Here is an 18122-nt window from a genome sequence, read left to right on the forward strand (position 1 = left end):
GCTCAGCGCAGCGTGACCTGCCGGGCCACGAGGCCCGCGCGGGCGCGACGCGCGTCCGCGTCGAGCGGGGCGTCGTCGGCGAGGGCCGCGGCGAGCAGGGGCGCGAACGCCTTCACGCCGTCCTCGACGTCCTCGGCCTCGGAGCCGCGCGCCAGCTCCCACACCGGGACGACGATGCCCGCGGCGCGGAAGTACCCGATGAACTTGTGGCCGTCGAACCCGGACTCGCGGCGGCCGTGCAGCCGCGCGAGGCCGTCGAGCACGACCTGCTCGTCCTCGGCCTGCGCCCACCGCAGGTACTCGCGCGCGCCCATGCGGCACCAGTAGGCGGACTCGGCCGACGCGAGGCGGCGGGTGTCGATGATGCCGGCGTCGGCGTCCTCCATCGCGGCCTGCAGGTCGGGCGTGATCTCGGTGCTCGGGTCCAGCCAGTACGAGAAGCTCTCCTGGACGGTGACCTCGAACGGCACGGTCAGGTCGAGGACGTCCTGCAGCCGCGGGCCGGGCGTCGGCAGGCCGATCGTCTCGATCGCGCTGCCGGGCTCGGCGTCGAGCGCGAGCAGCAGCGCCGCCGCGACGTCGCGCGACGCGTCGCCCGAGCTCGTCCCGGTCTGCAGCGCGACCAGCACGACGCCGTCGGCACGGTGCAGCGCGGCCCAGCTCTCGGGCAGGACCGTCGTGACGACGACGTCCCGCGCGCCGTGCTCGGCGGTGGTCCGGGCGGTCGCGGTCGCGGCGGGCACGAGCTCGCGCATCGCGACCCAGTCGGGCTCCCCGGGCAGGCCCTCGAACGGGCGCAGCACGAAGTCGGTCGTCTTCTTGGCCATGCGCGTCAGCCTAGCGACTCCGCTCCCGCCGACCTCCGCCGCTCCGACCGCCCGCCGACCCACCCCACGCCGACGGGCACCCGCACGGACGACGGACAGCGGCACGCACCTGTCCGTCGTCCGTACGCCTGTCCGTCGGCGAAGAAGGGCGGTGGGCGAAGAGGCGGGGCGGCCCGCGCCGGCGGGTGTCGGGCCGAGGGCGGAGGCGAGCGGTCCGAGCGGGTGCGCGGCGGGCCTCGGCTGCGGGAGGATCGGGGCATGGACCCGCGCGCCGGCACCCCCGCCCAGCCCTCCGACCTCGTCGACGTCGACGCCCTGCTCACCGCGTACCACGACCGCTCCCCCGACCTGGACGACCCGGCGCAGCGGGTCGCGTTCGGCACGTCGGGCCACCGCGGGTCGTCGCTCGACGGCGCGTTCAACGAGGCGCACATCGTGGCCATCACGGCGGCGATCGTCGAGTACCGCCGCACGCAGGGTACCGACGGTCCCCTGTTCATCGGGCGCGACACGCACGCGCTGTCCGAGCCCGCGTGGACGACCGCGCTCGAGGTGCTCGCGGCGGCCGAGGTCGAGGTGCACGTCGACGCGCGCGACTCCTGGACGCCGACGCCCGCGGTGTCGCTCGCGATCCTGCGCCACAACGGCGCGGGCACGGCCGCGGGCGTGCGGACGCAGGGCCCGGGCCTGGCCGACGGGATCGTCGTCACCCCGTCGCACAACCCGCCGCGCGACGGCGGCTTCAAGTACAACCCGCCGCACGGGGGCCCCGCCGGCTCGGACGCGACCGGGTGGATCGCGGACCGCGCCAACGAGATCCTGCGCAGCGGGTGGCGGAACGTGCCGCGCGTGGGTGTCGTGCAGGCGCTCGCGGCGCCCACGACCCGCAAGCACGACTACCTCACGTCGTACGTCGACGACCTCGCGAACGTCGTCGACCTCGACGCGATCCGCGCGGCGGGCGTGCGCATCGGCGCCGACCCGCTCGGCGGGGCGTCCGTCGAGTACTGGGGTGCGATCGGCGAGCGCTACGGGCTCGACCTCACGGTCGTCAACCCCGAGGTCGACCCGCGGTGGGCGTTCATGACGCTCGACTGGGACGGCAAGATCCGCATGGACTGCTCGTCGCCGTACGCGATGGCGTCGCTGCTCGAGCGCATGCAGCCCGGCCCGGACGGCCGGACCCCGTTCGACATCGCGACCGGCAACGACGCCGACTCCGACCGGCACGGCATCGTCACGCCCGACGCGGGGCTCATGAACCCCAACCACTACCTCGCCGTCGCGATCGCGTACCTCTACGGCGGCGCGCGGCCGGGCTGGCCCGCCGGCACCGCGATCGGCAAGACGCTCGTGTCGTCGTCGCTGATCGACCGCGTCGCGGCGTCGCTCGACCGCCGGCTGCTCGAGGTGCCGGTCGGCTTCAAGTGGTTCGTGCCCGGGCTGATCGACGGCTCCGTCGGGTTCGGGGGCGAGGAGTCCGCGGGCGCGTCGTTCCTGCGCACCGACGGCACGGTGTGGACGACGGACAAGGACGGCATCCTGCCCGCGCTGCTCGCCTCCGAGATCCTCGCGACGACGGGGAAGAGCCCGTCGCAGCACCACGCCGAGCTCGTCGACCGGTTCGGCGAGTCGTTCTACGCGCGCGTCGACGCCGCGGCCACGCGCGAGCAGAAGGCGACGCTCGCGGCGCTCTCGCCCGAGCAGGTCACGGCCACCGAGCTCGCGGGCGAGCCCATCACGGCCAAGCTCACGCGCGCGCCCGGCAACGACGCCGCGATCGGCGGCCTCAAGGTCACCACCGAGAACGCGTGGTTCGCGGCGCGGCCGTCGGGCACCGAGGACGTCTACAAGATCTACGCCGAGTCGTTCGTGTCCCCCGAGCACCTCGCGCAGGTGCAGGAGGCCGCGAAGGACGTCGTCGCGCAGGCGCTGCAGGCCTGACGCCGCCGGGGAGGGTGACCGGATCGCACTCTCACGCCCCACGGGGACGGGTGACCCGATCGCACCCTCACGCCCCACGGGGAGGCTGACCCGATCGCACCCTCACTCCCCACGGGGAGGCTGACCCGATCGCACTCTCACGCCCCACAGGGAGGCTGACCCGATCGCACTCTCACGCTCTTCAAGGAAGGGGTGAGAGTGCGATCCGGTCACCGGGTCAGCGGTGGTCCAGCAGGTCCTGGTACTCGGCGTGCCGTGCGACGTACGCCTTGACGAACGGGCACAGCGCGACGACGCGGCGCCCCGACGCGCGCACGTCGTCGAGCGCGCCGCGCACGAGCGCCGAGCCGACGCCCTGCCCCTCGGCCGCCGGCTCGACCTCGGTGTGCGTGAACACCACGCGCCCGGCGTCGACCACGTAGGCCGCGAGGCCCAGCAGCTCACCGTCGGGCGTGCGCGCCTCGAACCGGCCCTCGGCGGGCACGTCGGTCACCACCACGTCGCTCATGGCGACGATCATCGGCGCTCGTCGCGTCCCGCGCACGCGTGGTCCCGAGGTGTCGGCGACGGGTGCGACAGTGAGCACATGCTCAAGCCCTACCGGGACGTCCTCGCGCGCCCTGGCGCACTCGCGTTCTCCGCCACCGGTGTCGTCGCCCGTCTGCCCATGTCGATGGTCGGCATCGGCATCGTCCTCATGGTCTCGTCGTTGTACGGGTCGTACGGCCTGGCCGGGCGGGTGTCCGCCGCGATGGTCGTCGCGCAGGCCGCGGGCGGCCCGCAGATCGCGCGCCTCGTGGACCGGTACGGGCAGGCGCGCGTCATGCGCCCCGCGATCGTGGTGTCGGCGTCGAGCATCGTGGGGCTGATCGTCGCGGCGTCGGTGCACGCGCCGTCCGCGTGGCTGTACGTCACCGCGGTGCTCGCGGGTGCGACGATCGGGTCCTTCGGCTCGCTCGTGCGCGCACGCTGGACGCACGTGCTGGGCGACGACCCGCGGCGCATCCACACCGCCTACTCGCTCGAGTCCGCGCTCGACGAGCTCGTGTTCGTGGTCGGCCCCGTCGCCGCGACCGCGCTCGCCACGAGCGTCGCGCCGACCGCCGGGCTGATCGTGCCCGTCGTCGCGATGCTCGTCGGGGGCCTGGCGTTCCTCTCGCTGCGCCGCACCGAGCCCGGCGTCGCCGCCGCGCACGAGCCGCGCCCGCGCGGCAGCGTCCTCGCGCGGCCCGGCATGCTCGTGATCATCCTGGTGTTCGTCGCGATCGGCGGGATCTTCGGCGCGACCGACGTCTCCACGGTCGCGTTCGCCGAGGAGCAGGGCAGCAAGGGGTCGGCGGGCCTGATCCTCGCGGTCTTCGCGCTCGGCTCGCTCATCTCCGGCCTGCTGTACGGCGCGCGGCACTGGGTGTCGCCGCTGCACCGACGGTTCGCGATCGGCGTGGTCGCACTCGCGCTCGGGGTGTGCGCGTTCTTCCTCACGCAGTCGCTGTGGGTGCTCGCGGGCGTCATGTTCGTGGTCGGGTTCGCGATCGCGCCGTCGATCATCAACGGCAACGCGCTGGTCGCCGAGCTCGTGCCGTCCGGTCGGCTCACCGAGGGTCTGACGTGGGTCGGCACGGGCCTGAGCGTCGGGGTGTCGGTCGGCTCGTCGCTCGCCGGCACGCAGATCGACGCGGGCGGCTCGCACGCGGGCTTCCTCGTCGTCGTCGTGTCCGGCGCGGCCGCGCTCGTCGCGACGCTCGTCGCGCTGCCGTCGCTGCGCCGGCAGGCGGCGGTGCGGTCCGCGGACCCGGCGGACGACGCACCGGGGGACGCGCCGACGGCGGCCGCGGACGCCCGGCCCGCCACGCACGGGCACACGTCCGCCGACGCGACGTGCGTCGAGGACCAGCCGACCAGCCCCACCGCCGGCGCGGCGGTCGCGGCGGCCGAGCTCGCGACCGACCGGACGGCCGAGACCTCCGAGCGCTGAGCCGCCCGCCGCCGCGCGGCAGGTCGTCCGTCCGCACGGCACGTCCGTCCGTACGGCTCGTCCGTCCGCACGGCACGTCCGTCCGTACGGCTCGTCCGTCCGCACGGCACGTCCGTCCGCACGGCACGTCCGCGACGCGGCGTCGAGCACGTCGCGTCCGGCAGCCTCCGGCACGTCCGTCGCGCTGCGCACACCGCACCCCGGCGCGGACCGCGACACCCGGGTGACCCTGCGCAAAGTCCTGGGCCGGGGCCGGTGGCGCCCCTAGGGTGACGGCCGTGAGCAGCGCCGCCATCGCCCCGACCGTCGACGACGCGACGATCGCCGCCCTGACCCGCGTGGTCGCCCCCGTCGGGGAGCTGACCGGCGCGACCCCGCTGACCGGGGGCTACTTCGCCACGACCTACGCGGTCGACCTCGCCGACGGCACGCGCGTGGTCGTCAAGACCGCGCCGACGGCCTCCGAGCGGCTCATGACGTACGAGCTGGACCTCGTGCGCTCCGAGTCGCTGGTCTACGAGCTGGCCGCCGACCGGCCCGAGCTGCGCATGCCTCGGCTGCTGCGGTTCGACGGCTCGCGCACGGACCTGCCGGGCGACGTCGTCGTCGCGTCGTTCCTGCCCGGCACGCCCTGGCAGGAGGCGGGGTTCGGCAAGGTCGACGAGGACCCGCGCGCGGCGCGCACGCAGCACGAGCTCGGGGTGCTCATGGCGCGCCTGCACGCCGTGACCGGTGAGCGCTTCGGGTACGTGCGCTCGGTCGCCGAGCCCGCGGGCACCGACGGGCCCGCCGGTGCGCGGCTGCACGGCGACACGTGGCCCGAGGCGTTCGGGCGGATGGTCGAGGCGATCCTCGGCGACGGCGTGCGGTGGGGCGTCGACCTGCGGCCCGACGACGTGCGCACCGTGCTCGCGCGCCACCACGACGTGCTCGCGCGGGTCACGACGCCCGTGCTGGTGCACGGCGACCTGTGGGAGGGCAACGTCTTCGTCACCGCCGAGGGCGAGCTCGTCGGCGTCATCGACCCCGAGCGGGCGCTGTGGGCGGACCCGCTGATGGACCTGATCGGGGCCGACCAGTTCGGGCGCGACACCCCCGCGCCGCGGCTGCTCGCGGGGCTGCGCGAGGGCGGCGCACCGCTGAGCATCGACGACGAGGACGCCTACGTACGCTTCATGCTCTATCGCATGTACATGAGCATGATCCTGCACGTCGAGGCCGAGCCCCGCGGGTACGACGGCGAGGGCGGTGCGTGGTACCGCCGCACGTCCGGCGAGCTCCTGGGCTGGGCGCTGGACGAGCTGCTGCGTCGCTGAGCGTGGCCGGCCGCGTCAGGCCCACGGCCCATCCGGACCCTGGTCACGCCCGCGGACGACCGACCGCACGCACTACCCTGACCAGGTGACGGCGACCCCGACGGCAGAGACCTCCGGGTCCCCGACCCCCGCCGCACGCAGCCCCCGCGGCCGCCCGCGGGACCCCGACCTCGCGCGACGGGCGCACCGCGCCGCGCTCGGGCTGTTCGCCGAGAAGGGCTGGGCCGGCTTCACGCTCGACGGCGTCGCGGCCCGTGCGCGCATCGGCAAGTCGGCGATCTACCTGCGGTGGTCGGACCGCGCCGAGCTGCTGGTCGAGGCGCTGCGCCGCGTCCAGGACGAGGACGAGGGCGCGACCGGTGGCGCCGCCGCCCCTGGGGAGGCGACCGGCGCCGAGGCCGGCGCCGCACCCGGCACGGCGTCCCCCACCGCCGACGGCACCGCCGCGGCGTCGGCCGACACCGAGTCCGCCCCTCGCACGCTGCGCGACTACCTGGTCCGGCACGCGCGTCGCCGCGCGCAGCAGTACCTCGGCGAGAACGGCATGGCCATGATCCGCCTGTACGCCGAGGCGCAGGCGCACCCCGAGCTGCTCTCCGAGGTGCGTCGCCAGGCGCTGACGAGCTACGTGCTCGCCGAGCGCGAGCGCGTCGCCGAGGCGGTGCGCCAGGGCGAGCTCGCGCCCGACGCCTCCCCCATGCGCATCCTCGACGCGGTCGAGGGCGCCGTGCTCATGCACGTCATCGTGACGCCGCCGCACCTGCGCGACCGGGTCCGGGACACGATCGACGAGTACGTCGAGCTCATGGTCGACGACCAGCTGCGCGCCGCGGGGTACGCGTTCCCGTCCACCGGGCCCCGGACCCCGGCGACGCCCCCGACGCCCGCCACCGCCACGACGGACGACGGCACCGGCACGCGCTGACGCGTCCCGGTGCCGTCGAGGCTCCCTCGGGGAGAGAGGAGCCGTCCTCAGCCCTCGCGGAAGGCCACGCCGAAGCCCCCGCGCGGGTAGTGCCACCGCAGCGCCCCCGGCGCCGCGACCGCCAGGCACGTGCCGCACTCCAGGCAGGCCGCGTACTCGGCGTCGATCGTGCCGTCCTCGCGCTCGGTGTAGACCCCGGCGGGGCACACCGCCACGAGGCGCTTGCCGGTCCCGGTGCTGCGGCACACCTCCTGGTCGATCTCGATGTGCGACTCCTCCTCGTCGAGGAGGAACCGGTTGCGTGCCAGCCGGACCGTGACCGTCTGCGACGTGCTCACAGCGCCCTCACCCCTGCCCATCCGTCGGAGACCAGCTGACGCACGGTCACGGGTGACCGCTTGAACGCCCCGAGCGCGACCTTCGCGAGGTGGCGCCGCGGCGTGGTGTCGAGGCTGAACACGTCGCGGAACAGGTCCGCGGCGAGCTCGCCGTACGCGCCGTACATGCCGGTGCGCTCGAGGAACGCGGGCGCCTTGGCGTACGTGCGCATGTCCGCCATGACGAAGGACTCGTCGAGGTGGCGGCGGTAGGCCGCGAGGCCGTCGCGGCTGACGTCGCCGGCGGCGATCGCCTCGGCGACGCCCGTGGCGGCCGCGAGCGCGGAGCCCACGGCGAGGTCCATGCCGCGCACGGTGAGCCCCGAGTTGATGGTCAGCCCGGCGGCCTCGCCGACGACCACGAGGCCGTCGGTGTGCACGTCCCCGACCATCGCGAGGCCGCCCTCGGCGACCAGGTGCGAGCCGTACTCGGCGATCTCGCCGCCGCGCAGGTAGGGCGCGAGGCCGGGGTGGTCGAGGTAGTCCTCGAACACCTCGATCGCGGTGCGACCCGAGCGCAGCAGGTCGTCGAGCCGCAGCACGACGCCCACGGACAGCGAGTCGGTGTTGGTGTAGAGGAACCCGCCGCCGCCGATGCCGTGCGTGCAGTCCCCGACGATCGCGTGCGCGGCGCCGTCGTCGCCGCTGACGCCGAAGCGGTCCTCGACCGCCTCGCGCGGCAGCCGCACGACGGCCTTCACGCCCACCGCGAGGTGGTGCTCGGGCGGCTGCGGGCGCAGACCGATGCTCCGGGCGAGGAACGAGTTGACGCCGTCGGCGGCGACCACCACGCGGGCGCGCAGCTCGTCGTCGCCCGCGCGCACGCCCACGACCTGCGGGCGGCCGTGCGGGCCGGGCTCGCGCAGCAGCTCGTCGACGCGGACGCCGGGCATGACGAACGCCCCGGCCTCCTCCGCGCGCTCGACGAGCCACGGGTCGAGCTTCGCGCGCAGCACCGTCACGGCGTTGACGGGGTCGGCCAGCGGGCCGCCGCGGTAGTCGAGCGACACCGCGGAGTCCGGTGTGAGGAACGTCGTGACGTGCCGCGTGATGCGGCGCTCGACGGGCGCCTCCTGCGCGAACCCGGGGAAGACCTGGTCGAGCACGCGCCCGTAGAGCACGCCGCCGGACAGGTTCTTCGAGCCCGGGGTCTCGCCGCGCTCGATGAGCACGACCGACAGTCCCGCGGTCGCGAGCTGGTGCGCCGCGACCGCGCCGGCGGGGCCGCCGCCGACGACGATCACGTCGAAGTCGGGCTCCGGGCTGGTCATGCCCCGCCCCCGAGCGCGGCGGTCAGCGCGGGCACGACGTCGTACAGGTCGCCGACGATCCCGTAGTCGCACTGCGCGAACACGGGCGCGTCCTTGTCGCTGTTGATCGCGACGACGGTGCCGGCCCCGCGCACGCCGACCATGTGCTGCAGCTGGCCGGAGATGCCGATCGCGAGGTACAGGTCGGGCGAGACGCGCTGGCCGGAGATGCCGATGTAGCGGTCCTTGGAGACCCAGTCGACGCCCTCGGCGAGCGGGCGCGAGCACGCGAGCTCGCCGCCGAGCGCCTCGGTGAGCGCGGTGACGATCGCGAGGTCGGCCTCGGCGCGCAGTCCGCGACCGATCGCGACGACCGTGCGGGCCGAGCCGAGGTCGCCGCCCGTGCGCTCGCGCGGGCGGACCTGCGTGACGGTGACGCCCGCGAACGGCGTCGCCGGGGCCTCCTCGACCGTGACGGCCGGGCCGTCGGCGGGCACGGCGCCCGCGTCGACCGCGAGCACCGGGACGCCAGCGACGCCCGTGCGGTGCTCGACGAGCCCGCCGAGCACGGCGTGCGTGACCACGGCGCCGTCGGCCGCCGCCTCGACCTGCTGCACGTTGCTGAGGACCGGTGCGCCGAGGCGTGCCGCGACGGCGCCGAGCAGTGCACGCGCGGCGGGGCTCGTCGCGCCGACGACGGCCGCGGGGGCGGCCGCGGCGACGACGTCCGCGACGGCGGCCGCGTACGCCTCGACGGGGACCTGGCCGGGCTCGCCCAGCCACACGACGCGGTCGGCCGCGCGTGCGGCGGCGTCGGCGGCCTCACGCGACCCGACGACGACGGCCACGACCTGCGGCGCGAGCTCCCGTGCGGTGGTGACGAGGCCCGTGACGGCGGGCTCGTCAGCGACGACGACCCACGACTGGTTGCTGTTCATGACGTCTCCTTGGGTGCCGCGCGTCAGCGCGCGCCGGCGAGGTCGAGTGCGGCGACGAGGTCGGCGACGGCCGTCGGGCCCTCGAGCACGACGCGACGGCGCTCGCCCTGCGAGGGGCGGGCGGTCGCGAGCGTGGTCAGGGCGGTGCCGGGCGCCGGCACGTCGAGCGCCGCCAGGGCGAGCGCCTCGACGGGCTTCTTGGCCGCGGCGAGGATGTCCTTCATGCCCGCGACGCGCGGGACGACGGCGTCGGCGGTCGCGGCGAGCACGACCGGGCCGGCGACGTGCAGCACGCTGACGCCGGCCGGCAGGTCGCGCTCGACGACGAGCCCGCCGTCGGCGGCCTCGACCGCGGCGACCCGGGCGAGCCCGAGCCAGCCGAGGTGCCCGGCGAGCGTGAGCGGCACCTGCCCCTCGGCGACGTCGATCGACGAGTCGCCGGTGAGGACGACGTCGACGTCGCCGATGCCGCGCACCGCGGCGGCGAGCACGACCGCGAGGCGTGTGGAGTCGGCGCCGACGAGCGCGTCGTCGGCGACGACCACGAGCCGGTCCAGGCCGCGGGACAGCGCGGCCTTGCGGGCGAGCGGGGTGTCGATCGCGGCGGGCCCGACCGTGAGGCCGACGACCTCGCCACCGGTCGCGTCGGCGAGCCGGCGCGCGAGCTCGAACGCGACCGGGTCGTACTCGCTCACGGCGGGCTTGGCGCGGCCGGCGTCGACGGTGCCGTCGGGCCGGACCTCGAGGTCCTGGGGGTTGGGCGCCCACTTGTAGGCGACGACGATCTTCATGTGCGGGCTCCTTCGTGGTGCCGAGCCGGGGCTCAGGCGTGGTCCTTGACGATCTGGCGGCCCGCGATGTGGACCATGATCTCGTCGGTGCCGCCGCCGAAGCGGTGGCCCCGCAGGTCGCGCCACAGGCGCGAGACGCGCGTGCCGACGGTGACGCCGACGCCGCCGAAGATCTGCATGGCCTCGTCGGCGACCTCGAACGCGGCCATCGCGGCGTACCGCTTGCACAGCGCGCCCTGGCTGCGCAGCGGCAGGTCCTGGTCGAGCAGCCACGCCGTGCGGTAGACGAAGTTGCGGATGTTCTCGAGCTTGATCGCCATGTCGGTGAGCTTGAGCTGGATGAGCTGGAAGTCGCCGATGGGCCGGCCGAACTGCACGCGCTGCGCGGCGTAGGACGCGGCGTCGTCGAACGCGCACTGCGCCAGGCCCAGGCAGGTCGCGGAGATGACGAGGCGCTCGAACTCGAAGTTGCGCATGAGCTGCTTGAAGCCGTTGCCCTTGACGCCGACCAGGCAGCTCTCGGGCAGCGTGACGTCGTCGAGGAAGATCTCGCAGCTGTCGGAGATGTGCCACAGGATCTTGTCGAGCTGGTTGGTGGTCAGGCCCGGCGCGTCCATCGGCACGAGGTACATCGAGATCGCGTGGCGCTTGTCCTCGACCTCGGGGTTGCGGGCCATGAGCAGCAGGTACTTGGACTGCAGCGCGTTGGTGATGAGGGTCTTGGTGCCCTTGAACGTCACCATGCCGTCGTGGTGCACCGCGGTGGTGGCCATCGCGGAGTTGTCGGAGCCGGCGCCGGGCTCGGTGAAGCCGAGCGCGAAGGGCACCTCGCCGTTGGACAGCAGGCCGAGGATCTCGTCCTTCTGCTCGGTCGAGCCGAACTCGAGGATGTCCATGGCCTGCAGGAGCTCGAGGCCGAACCCGTTGTTGAGGCCCTGGCGGCACACGCGCTCGGCGAGCAGCACGAGCGTGACGGCGTCGGTCGGCATGCCGCCGTACTCCTCGGGGAAGCCAAGGGACATGAAGCCCGCCTCGTGCATCGCCTTGCGGAAGCTCGTCGGCGGCTGGTGGTGCAGGTCGAGGTCGGCGACGTAGGACTCGGGACACTCCCGCTCCAGCAGCTCGTCGAGGCTCGACAGCAGCAGCTCCTGCTCGTCGGTCAGTCCGAAGTCCATGGTCCGCCCCTTCGCGTATCCGGTGGTCGTTCAACGGACGATCTTCGTCCGCAACACCTGCCGACCATGGTGGCGCGACCGCCACGGGGGCCGCGCAGGACGATGGTCCCCGTTTCGGACGCACCCGGTCCGGAAGGTCAGGACGATGGTCCTCATTGCGGACGCGCACGGTCCGGAACTGTGAGCACGGGTCACCAGACGAAGGAGTGTGGACCGTGGCACGTGTCATCACCGCCCAGGAGGCGGCCGCCCTGATCGGCGACGGAGCGACCGTCGGCCTCTCGGGCTTCGGGCTCGCGTGCGTCAACGAGGAGACGATCGCGGCCGTCGAGCAGCGCTTCCTCGCCGACGCATCGCCGCGCGACCTCACCGTCGTGCACGCCTCCGCCGTGGGGAACCGGCGCGACAAGGGCATGAGCCACTGGGGCCACCCCGGGCTCATCAAGCGCTGGATCGGCGGCATCGCGATCGCCTCCCCCGCGCTCGCGAAGCTCATCGAGGCCGACGGCTGCCAGGCGTACAACCTGCCCCAGGGCGTCATCACCCAGCTCTACCGCGAGATCGCCGGCGCCCGCCCGGGCGTCATCACCAAGGTCGGCCTCGGCACGTTCGTCGACCCGCGCGTCGAGGGCGCGCGCATGTCACCCTCCTCCACCGACGACGTCGTGCAGGTGCTCGAGCTCGCGGGCGAGGAGTGGCTGTTCTACCCCTCGTTCCCGATCGACGTCGCGCTGATCCGCGGCACCGTCGCCGACGAGAACGGCAACCTCACGCTCGACCACGAGGGCCTCAAGATGGAGGTCCTGCCGCTCGCGCAGGCCGCGCACAACTCCGGCGGCGTCGTCATCGCGCAGGTCGAGTCGGTCGCCGCCGCGGGCACGCTCGACCCCAACCTCGTCAAGGTCCCCGGCGTGCTCGTCGACTACGTCGTCGTCTCGCAGCCCCCGAGAACCACTTCCAGACCGAGAACACGCACTACAACCCGTCGTTCTCCGGCCAGCTGCGGGTCCCGCTGTCGTCCGTCGCACCCATCGCGCTGTCCGAGCGCAAGATCATCGCGCGCCGCTGCGCGATGGAGCTGCGCCCCGGCGACGTGCTCAACCTCGGCGTCGGCATCCCGTGCGACGTCGGCACCGTCGCCGCCGAGGAGGGCTTCGCCGACCAGGTCGTGCTCACCACCGAGGCCGGTGCCGTCGGCGGCGTCCCCGCGGGGCTGCGCGACTTCGGCCACGCGTACAACCCCGAGGCCCTGGTCGACATGCACGCGCAGTTCGACTTCTACGACGGTGGCGGCCTCGACGTCGCGGTGCTCGGGCTCGCGCAGAGCGACGCGCACGGCAACGTCAACGTCTCGAAGTTCGGGTCACGCGTCGCCGGGTGCGGCGGGTTCATCAACATCTGCCAGTCCGCGACGACCCTCGTCTTCGCCGGCACCTTCACCGCCGGCGGGCTCGAGGTCACGGTCGAGGACGGCGAGCTGCGGATCCTCACCGAGGGCCGGGCCCGCAAGTTCCTCGCCGACGTCGAGCAGATCACGTTCTCCGGCCCCTACGCCGCCCGACGCGGGCAGCGCGTGCTCTACGTCACCGAGCGCGCCGTCCTCGAGCTCGTCGACGGCGTCATGACGCTCGTCGAGATCGCGCCCGGGGTCGACCTGCAGCGCGACGTGCTCGACCTCATGGACTTCGCCCCGGCGGTGTCCCCCGACCTGCGTCCCATGCCCGCGGGGATCTTCCGCGAGACCTGGGGCGAGCTGTGCACCGTCACGTCCACCGAGCGTCCGGCCCCCGCCGGCGCGACGCTGTAAGAGAGGCACCGAGATGCCCACCGTCAACCGCTGGCGGGTCCTGTCCGGGTCCGTCCTGATCCTGCTCTGCACGGGCGCGATCTACGCGTTCTCCGTGTTCGCGGTGCCGCTCACGCAGGCTCACGGCTGGACCATGCCGCAGGTCATGCTCGCGTTCACCATCAACGGCGCGGTCGCGCCGCTGCCGATGATCTTCGGCGGCTTCCTCATCGACCGGGGCGGCGCACGCTGGGTCATCACGATCGGCGCCGTGCTGTTCGCCGCCGGGTTCGTGCTCACCGGCACCGCGACGACCCTCACGCAGCTCTACCTGTTCTACGGCGTGATCGCCGGCCTCGGGCAGGGCTTCGCGTACGCCGGGTGCCTCAACAACACGATCAAGCTGTTCCCGGACCGGCGCGGCATGGCCGCCGGGATCATCACCGCCGGCATGGGCGCCGGGTCGGTCATCGCGGCGCCGGTCGCGCAGCAGCTCATCCGCACGTCGGGCACCGACGCGGCGTTCCTGCGCATGGGCGCGGTCTACGCGGTCGTCGTGGTCCTCGGCTCGCTGCTCGTGCGGCCCGCCCCGGTCGGCTACGCGCCCGCGGGCTGGACCCCGCCCACCGGGGCCGCCGCCCCGGTCACCATGACCTGGACGCAGATGCTGCGCACGCCGAGCGCCTACCTCATCTTCGTGATGCTCGGCGCCGGTGCGTTCTCGGGGCTCATGATCGCCTCGCAGCTCTCGCCCATCGCGCAGACCGCGTCCTTCGGCATCTCGGCCGCCACCGCCGCCGTGCTCGTGTCGGTGTACTCCGTGTGCAACGCCACGGGGCGGTTCGTGTGGGGCGCGGTGTCCGACCGGCTCGGGTACACCAACGCGATCGTCTGCATCTACGCGGTCGTCGCGCTGTCCATGGTCGTGCTGCTGACCATGCACTCGACGCTCGGGTTCGTGCTCGGAATCGTCGGGCTCGGCCTGTGCTTCGGCGGCGTCATGGGCGTGTTCCCCGCGCTCACGATGAAGACCTACGGCCCCCGCTTCCAGGGGGTCAACTACGGGATCATGTTCAGCGCGTACTCGATCGCCGCGTACTTCGGGCCGAAGGTCGGTGCGACCCTCGGCGGCGGCGCCACGGGCGACTACACCCGCCCGTTCGTCATCGCCGTGGTCGTGGCGCTGGTCGGCCTCGCGCTGACGGTCGTGCTCGCGCGCGTCGGGCGCGCCACCACCGCCCCGACACCCGCCGCACCGGCCCGCGCGGCCGCCTGACCCCGCCACCGTCCGACACCGACCGGGCGCGGCCGGCCCTCCACCGGCCGCGCCCGGCACCCCCACCACGCAGGACCGACGGGAGACGACACATGGCGCACGAGCGGTCGCTGCTGGCGGCGATCGACCGCCGCGCGACCACGGCCCCCGCCGCGCTCGCGCTCGTCGACGACGACGGCACGACGCTGACCGCCGCGCAGCTGCGCGACGCGGCGACGGCCCTCGCCGGGCGCCTGCACGCGGCCGGGACCCGCGCGGGCGACCGCGTCGCGTGGCACGGCCGCAACCACCGCGGCACGGTCGTCACGCTGCTCGCCGCGCAGCACCTCGGCGCGGTCTTCGCCCCCCTGAGCTTCCGCGCCGCCCCGCGCGAGCTGACCGACGCGTTCGCGCTGCTCGAGCCGCACGTCGTCGTGACCACGCCCGACGTGGTCACCGCACCGTGGGGCGACGGCGGCCCCCGGCATCTGCCCTGGTCGGACGCCGCCGCGGCCCCCGAGGCGCCGCGCGCGCCCCTGCACGACGACGACCTGGCCGTGCTGCTGTGCACGTCGGGCTCGTCCGGCCACCCCAAGGCCGTCATGCTCAGCCACACCAACCTGTGGTGGAGCACCCACAACCTCGAGGACACGCTCGACCTGCGCCCCGACGACGTCGCGCTCGCCGTGGCACCGCTGTTCCACGTCGGCGGCCTCAACGGCGTGATGCTCGGCACGCTCGCGCGCGGCGGCACCGTGCTGCTGCGCGCCGGGTTCGACCCCGCCCGTACGCTCGTCGACCTGCGGGACCACGGCGTCACGACGATGTTCGGCGTCCCCGCGATGTTCGGCGCGGTCGCGCACGAGCCCGGGTTCGACGACGCCGACCTGTCCGGCCTGCGCGCCGGGATCGTCGGCGGCGCACCCGTCCCCACCGCGCTGCTGCGCGCGTGGACGGCCCGCGGCGCGCGCCTGCACGCGTCGTGGGGCATGACCGAGACGGCACCGGCCGGCACGCTCGTGCGCGACCCGTGGTCGGTGCCGCGTCCGTGCGGGATCGGCACGCCGCTGCCGCACCTCGAGGCCCGCCTGGTCGAGGTCGAGACGGGCGCCGAGGTCACCGTGCCCGGCCGGGTCGGCGAGCTCACGGTCCGCGGGCCCCAGGTCATGCTCGGCTACTGGCGCGACCCGGTCGCGACCGACGCGGCGCTGCGCGACGGCTGGCTGCGCACGGGTGACCTCGCCACGTGGGACGCCGACGGCGCGCTGCGGATCTCGGGGCGGCTCACCGAGGTCGTCAACACCGGTGGCGAGAAGGTCCCCCCGGTCGAGGTCGAGGCGGCGCTGGCCGACCTCGACGTCGAGGAGGTCGTGGTCGTCGGCGTGCCCGACCCCGCGTGGGGCGAGGTCGTCGTCGCGGTGGTCGTGCCGCACGCGGGGCGCCCGGTCGACCTGGCGACGGCCCGGGCGCTCGCCGAGCGCTCGATCGCGCGCTACAAGCTGCCCAAGCACCTGGTCGAGCTCACGGAGCTGCCTCGCACCGCGAGCGGCAAGGTCGACCGCCGGTCCGTGCGCGAGCTCGCCGCGTACCTCCTGGGCCGCCGGGCGTCAGCACCGTGCGTGGTGGAGCGGCCGCCGGCGCGCTGAGCACGCCCCCGGGCGCGCCGCCGCTGCAGGACGGCGGCGCCGACGTCTCGCGGCTCACACCCCGTGCGGGTGCGGGCACCCGGAGGCGGGCCGACGATGAGGAGGAACCCCACCACCCCTCGGAGGTCACCGTGGCACGTCGTACCGTCGCCGACCAGCTCGTCTCGCAGATCATCGCCGCGGGTGCGCGGCACGTGTACGGGATCGTCGGGGACAGCCTCAACCCCGTGGTCGACGCGGTGCGGCGCGCCAAGGAGGGCGGCGCCGACATCGAGTGGGTGCACGTGCGGCACGAGGAGGCCGGTGCGTTCGCGGCGGCCGCCGAGGCCGAGCTCACGGGCCGGCTCGCGGTGTGCGCCGGGTCCTGCGGGCCCGGCAACCTGCACCTCATCAACGGGCTGTACGACGCGAACCGCACGCGCGTGCCCGTGCTCGCGATCGCGTCGCACATCCCCTCGGCGCAGATCGGCACGCAGTACTTCCAGGAGACGCACCCCGACCGGCTGTTCCTCGAGTGCTCGGTGTACTCCGAGCTCGTGTCGACCGCGGAGCAGGCGCCGCGCGTGATCCGCTCGGCGATCCACCACGCGTACGGCGCACCGGGCGTCGCGGTGCTGAGCCTGCCGGGCGACGTCGCCGACCAGGCCGCGCACGACGACGGCGTCGACGTGCTCACGCCGCCGCCCGCGCCACGGGTCGTCCCCGACGCGGACGCCGTGCAGGCGCTGGCCGACGCGATCGACGCGGCCGACAAGGTGACGATCTTCGCCGGCGCGGGCGTCGCGGGTGCGCGCCCCGACGTGCTCGCGCTGGCCGACCTGATCGCCGCGCCCGTGGGTCACTCGCTGCGCGGCAAGGAGCACGTGCAGGTCGACAACCCGTTCGACGTCGGCATGTCCGGGCTGCTCGGGTACGGCGCCTGCCAGGCCGCGATGGAGGGCGCCGACCTGCTGCTGCTCCTGGGCACCGACTTCCCGTACGACCAGTTCCTGCCGGGCGACGTGCGCACCGCGCAGGTCGACGTCGACCCCACGCGGCTGGGCCGGCGCACGCGCAACGACCTCGCCGTGCTCGGCGACGTCGGCGAGACGGTGCGCGCGCTGCTGCCGCTCGTGCAGCGCAAGCGCAGCCGGCGGTTCCTCGAGAAGATGCTCGACAAGCACCGCAAGGCGATGAGCGGGGTCGTCGGGGCGTACACCAAGGACGTCGAGCACCACACGCCCATCCACCCCGAGTACGCGGCCGTGCTGCTCGACGAGGAGGCCGCCGACGACGCCGTGTTCACGGTGGACACCGGCATGTGCAACGTGTGGGCCGCGCGGTACGTCACGCCCAACGGACGACGCCGCGTCATCGGGTCGTTCCTGCACGGCTCGATGGCCAACGCCGTGCCGCACGCGATCGGCGCCGCCCTCGCGGCGCGCGACGACGGCGGCCCGCAGCGCCACGTCGTCGCGATGGCCGGCGACGGCGGCCTGTCGATGCTGCTGGGCGAGCTCATCACGCTCAAGCACTACGACCTGCCGGTCAAGGTGATCCTGTTCGACAACGCGACCCTCGGCATGGTGCGCCTCGAGATGCTCGTCGACGGTCTGCCGTCGTACGCGACCGACTCGCCGCACGTCGACTACGCGGCCGTCGCGCAGGCGGTCGGCATCCCGTCGGTGCGCGTCGAGGACCCCACGCAGATCCGCGCGGCGCTGCGGCAGGCGTTCTCGCACGACGGCCCCGCGCTCGTCGACCTCGTCACCGACCCCCGCGCGCTGTCCCTGCCGCCCAAGATCACGCGCAAGCAGGTCGCCGGGTTCACCGCCGCGATGAGCAAGGAGGTGCTCGGCGGCGGGATCGGCGAGGTCATGGCGATGGCGCGGTCGAACCTGCGGAACGTCCCGCGCCCCTGACCGGCGCCTGACGCCC

The 18122-nt window shown here is 74.4% G+C and carries 15 protein-coding genes and 1 pseudogene; 9 read left to right on the top strand and 7 right to left on the bottom strand.

The annotated features are described in order from the left end of the window. Positions 1-2: 2 nt before the first annotated feature. Complete coding sequence (locus ATM99_RS00275; protein ID WP_062100959.1) at positions 3-827, bottom strand: DUF5926 family protein; 825 nt, start codon at positions 825-827, stop codon at positions 3-5. Between the two features lie 258 nt (positions 828-1085). Between ATM99_RS00275 and pgm the strand changes: the two genes are divergently transcribed. Next, the gene (gene pgm / locus ATM99_RS00280; RefSeq protein ID WP_062100960.1) at positions 1086-2771 is read left to right on the top strand and encodes a phosphoglucomutase (alpha-D-glucose-1,6-bisphosphate-dependent); all 1686 of its coding nucleotides are present in this window, start codon (positions 1086-1088) and stop codon (positions 2769-2771) included. 217 nt (positions 2772-2988) lie between these two features. Here pgm and ATM99_RS00285 read toward each other — a convergent pair whose 3' ends face one another. Further along, entirely contained in the window at positions 2989-3279 is a 291-nt protein-coding gene (locus tag ATM99_RS00285) for a GNAT family N-acetyltransferase (RefSeq protein WP_062100993.1), read from the bottom strand. A 78-nt stretch (positions 3280-3357) separates the two neighbouring features. Between ATM99_RS00285 and ATM99_RS00290 the strand changes: the two genes are divergently transcribed. From ATM99_RS00290 to ATM99_RS19130, 3 genes are all read left to right on the top strand, one after another. Continuing rightward, on the top strand, positions 3358-4746 hold the full coding sequence (locus ATM99_RS00290; protein ID WP_062100961.1) for an MFS transporter: 1389 nt from the start codon (positions 3358-3360) through the stop codon (positions 4744-4746). Positions 4747-5024: 278 nt separating this feature from the next. Then, positions 5025-6062, top strand: a complete 1038-nt coding sequence (locus ATM99_RS00295; RefSeq protein ID WP_223304732.1) for a phosphotransferase family protein — start codon at positions 5025-5027, stop codon at positions 6060-6062. An 85-nt stretch (positions 6063-6147) separates the two neighbouring features. After that, complete coding sequence (locus ATM99_RS19130; protein ID WP_062100962.1) at positions 6148-6987, top strand: TetR/AcrR family transcriptional regulator; 840 nt, start codon at positions 6148-6150, stop codon at positions 6985-6987. Between the two features lie 47 nt (positions 6988-7034). On the opposite strand, the gene ATM99_RS00305 is transcribed toward ATM99_RS19130, so the two are convergent. Genes ATM99_RS00305 through ATM99_RS00325 form a run of 5 tightly spaced genes read right to left on the bottom strand, consistent with a single transcriptional unit; the run spans position 7035 to position 11518 of the window. Continuing rightward, positions 7035-7325, bottom strand: a complete 291-nt coding sequence (locus ATM99_RS00305; RefSeq protein ID WP_218779953.1) for a ferredoxin family protein — start codon at positions 7323-7325, stop codon at positions 7035-7037. Next, entirely contained in the window at positions 7322-8635 is a 1314-nt protein-coding gene (locus ATM99_RS00310) for an FAD-dependent oxidoreductase (RefSeq protein WP_062100964.1), read from the bottom strand. Before ATM99_RS00310 ends, ATM99_RS00305 begins: the two co-directional genes overlap by 4 nt. Further along, positions 8632-9552, bottom strand: a complete 921-nt coding sequence (locus tag ATM99_RS00315; RefSeq protein ID WP_062100965.1) for an electron transfer flavoprotein subunit alpha/FixB family protein — start codon at positions 9550-9552, stop codon at positions 8632-8634. Before ATM99_RS00315 ends, ATM99_RS00310 begins: the two co-directional genes overlap by 4 nt. A 23-nt stretch (positions 9553-9575) precedes the next feature. Continuing rightward, positions 9576-10343, bottom strand: a complete 768-nt coding sequence (locus ATM99_RS00320; protein ID WP_062100966.1) for a hypothetical protein — start codon at positions 10341-10343, stop codon at positions 9576-9578. 32 nt (positions 10344-10375) lie between these two features. After that, complete coding sequence (locus ATM99_RS00325; protein ID WP_046529386.1) at positions 10376-11518, bottom strand: acyl-CoA dehydrogenase family protein; 1143 nt, start codon at positions 11516-11518, stop codon at positions 10376-10378. A 215-nt stretch (positions 11519-11733) separates the two neighbouring features. Here ATM99_RS00325 and ATM99_RS19885 point away from each other — a divergent pair. The 5 genes and pseudogenes from ATM99_RS19885 to ATM99_RS00345 form a co-directional block, all read left to right on the top strand. Further along, positions 11734-12393 (top strand): annotated as a pseudogene (locus ATM99_RS19885) (CoA-transferase); the annotation flags it as partial. 197 nt (positions 12394-12590) lie between these two features. Further along, entirely contained in the window at positions 12591-13325 is a 735-nt protein-coding gene (locus ATM99_RS19570; RefSeq protein WP_223304734.1) for a hypothetical protein, read from the top strand. 13 nt (positions 13326-13338) lie between these two features. Continuing rightward, positions 13339-14580, top strand: a complete 1242-nt coding sequence (locus ATM99_RS00335) for an OFA family MFS transporter (protein ID WP_062100967.1) — start codon at positions 13339-13341, stop codon at positions 14578-14580. 92 nt (positions 14581-14672) lie between these two features. Beyond that, positions 14673-16205 (top strand): class I adenylate-forming enzyme family protein, encoded by a 1533-nt coding sequence (locus ATM99_RS00340; RefSeq protein ID WP_062100968.1) that lies wholly within the window; start codon positions 14673-14675, stop codon positions 16203-16205. 131 nt (positions 16206-16336) lie between these two features. After that, complete coding sequence (locus ATM99_RS00345; RefSeq protein ID WP_062100995.1) at positions 16337-18106, top strand: pyruvate dehydrogenase; 1770 nt, start codon at positions 16337-16339, stop codon at positions 18104-18106. Positions 18107-18122 lie beyond the last annotated feature (16 nt).

The organism is Cellulomonas sp. B6 (assembly GCF_001462455.1).
In the GTDB taxonomy this organism is placed as follows: Bacteria; Actinomycetota; Actinomycetes; order Actinomycetales; family Cellulomonadaceae; genus Cellulomonas.